The organism is Nitratireductor soli, assembly GCF_001050155.1.
Classification (GTDB): domain Bacteria; phylum Pseudomonadota; class Alphaproteobacteria; order Rhizobiales; family Rhizobiaceae; genus Nitratireductor; species Nitratireductor soli.
Map to the genome: position 1 here is coordinate 1 of NZ_LFVY01000036.1, position 2,790 is coordinate 2,790.

Here is a 2,790-nt window from a genome sequence, read left to right on the forward strand (position 1 = left end):
TTCCTGGGGCTGGGGACATTGTCCGCCAGTGCGCAAAACATTCCGCCGACATCGCCGTGTACCGTGGGAGGTGGCAATACGCCTGCCGGGTGGACGAATGTCGTGGGCGATTCGGACTGCTCCACTCTCAGCCAGTGGGCCTGGGGACCTTGGCTCAATGCGCCGCTGCCCGGCCTCCCAACGGGCGCTACGACCTTCTCCGCGATGCATCCGCCAGAACAAATACAGACGACGATGACCGGCCTCGTTCCGGGCAGGCAGTACAAGATCCCATTTTTCGCACTCGGCCGGGGATCGACATTTCAAACTTACCAGAATGCGTGTCCGGGAATGACCTTGTCGAGCGGTGCGGATACGCAAACCATCCTGTTCCCCGATACGACAACATGGCAACAGGAAGTGTTCGTCTTCACGGCCCAGGCCACCTCGCAGACGTTGAGGGCCGGCGCCTACCATCCCAGCAGCGGGCACCAATATTGTGTCATCAGCTTTGCGATCGGCGCCGACCTGATTAAGGTCGTCAAGACCGCCTCGGGCGGAACGTCGGTGGGCGACGTGGTGACCTTCACGATGACCGTCGAGAACACGAGCGTTGAGACGCTGACGGCTGTCGCCATCAGCGAAGACGTTCTCGAGCGGGCCGACGGCACGCCGCTTTCGTTGACGACGGGCCCGACCTTCGTCTCCTCCAACGCCGGCTCGCCGGAGGGCACGCTTCAAGTGGCCGAGACTGCCACCTACACAGCGACCTATACACTGGTGCAGGAGGATTTCGATGCTGGCGGCATCTCCAACCAGGCAACCGGTGTTGGAACGGCGAGTACCGGCGAGTTCGCCGCGCTTTCCAGGGCCTCGGCCGGCGGCAATCAGGAGCCGACGGTCGTCTCGATCCCGCGCAACCCCTCCTACGACTTCGTCAAGAACGCGGTTCTGGACGATGCCAATGACAATGGGCGGGCGGATGCCGGCGAGGTGATCAACTACACTTTCACGGTGGAGAACACCGGCAATGTCACGTTGACCGACGTCGCTGTGACGGATTCGAAGGCGACGATCTCGGGCAGCCCCATCGCAACGCTCGCGCCGGCGACGGTGGATTTCGTCAATGTGACGGGCACCTACACCGTCACCGAGGCCGACCTGGCCTCGGGCAGCGTGGACAATGTGGCCTCTGCGGTTGCGAAGGACCCGAACGGGGACGACGTGCCGCGGCAGTCGCGTCCGCCGGATGGGGATCCGGGCGACCCGACCAGCACGCCGACGCCGATGGAGGCCGATTACGACTTCGTCAAGGCGGCAACGCATGACGACGCCAACGACAACGGGCTGATCGATGCCGGCGAGGTGATCAACTACACCTTCACGGTCGAAAACACGGGCAATGTGACGTTGACCGACGTCGTGGTGACCGATTCGCGGGCGACGGTTTCGGGCAGCCCGATCCCGAGCCTTGCGGCCGGCGCGGTGGATACGACGAGCGTGACGGGCGTTTACACCGTCACGCAGGCCGATGTCGATGCGGGCGATGTCGACAATGTGGCCTCGGCCTCAGCCAAGGACCCGAACGGCGACGATGTGCCGAAGCAGTCGCGCCCGCCGGGTGGCAATCCTGGCGATCCGACCCGACCGCCTGGCGGGGTGCAAAAGGTTTCCGATTACGACTTCGTCAAGGAGGCCGCGCATGTGGACGCCAACAGCAACGGCCGGATGGATGCCGGCGAGACGATCGACTACACCTTCACCGTGACGAACACGGGCAATGTGACGCTGACCGATGTCGCGGTGACGGATTCGCGGGCGACGGTATCGGGCAGTCCGATCGCGAGCCTTGCGCCAGGGGTGGTCGACATGACCAGCGTGACCGGCACCTACACGATCACCCAGGCCGACATCGATGCGGGCAATGTCGACAATGTGGCGGATGCCAATGCCAAGGACCCGGATGGCAATGATGTGCCGAAACGGTCGAGCCCGCCCGGCGGCAACCCCGGCGACCCGACCAGCCCGCCGGGAGGGGTGCAGCAGGTCGCCGATTACGACTTCGTCAAGGAGGCGACGCATGACGACGCCAACGACAATGGCTTCGTCGATGCGGGGGAGGTCATCAACTACACGTTCACGATCGAGAACACGGGCAATGTGAGCCTGACCAACATCGTGGTGACGGATTCGAAGGCGACGGTGTCGGGCAGCCCGATCTCCGGGCCTCTGGCGCCGGGGGATGTGGATTCCACGAGCGTGACGGGCGTCTATACGGTGACGCAGGCCGACATCGACAGCGGCAATGTGGACAATGTGGCCAGTGCGAGCGCCAAGGATCCGAACGGCGACGACGTGACCCGGACGTCGCGACCGCCCGGCGGCACGCCCGGCGATCCGACAAGCTTCCCGGTGGCCGGGCGCGGCGAGATCGACCTGGTGAAAGAGGCGACGCTGAACGACGCCAATGCCAACGGCTTCGCCGATGCGGGCGAGACGGTGGACTATGCGTTCACGGTGACGAACACGGGCAATGTCAGCCTGACGGACATCGTGGTGGAGGACGACAAGGCGACGGTGTCGGGCAGTCCGATCGCCGGGCCGCTGGCGCCGGGGGTGAGCGACACGAGCGCCACCGGCGTCTACACGATCACGCAAGGAGACATCGACGCGGGCTCGTTCGAGAACGTGGCGGAGGCGACGGGCAAGGACCCGAAGGGCGAGGACGTGACGGCGCTGTCGCGGCCGGCCGACGGCGTGCCGGGCGATGCGACGGTCATCCCGTTCGCCGCCAATCCGGCGATCGAACTG

The 2,790-nt window shown here is 65.0% G+C and carries 1 protein-coding gene; it reads left to right on the top strand.

Annotated elements, in window-relative coordinates:
* Positions 1 to 336: 336 nt before the first annotated feature.
* The coding region (locus AB843_RS24505; protein WP_162230658.1) for a DUF7507 domain-containing protein at positions 337 to 2,790 on the top strand (2,454 nt) is incomplete at its 3' end.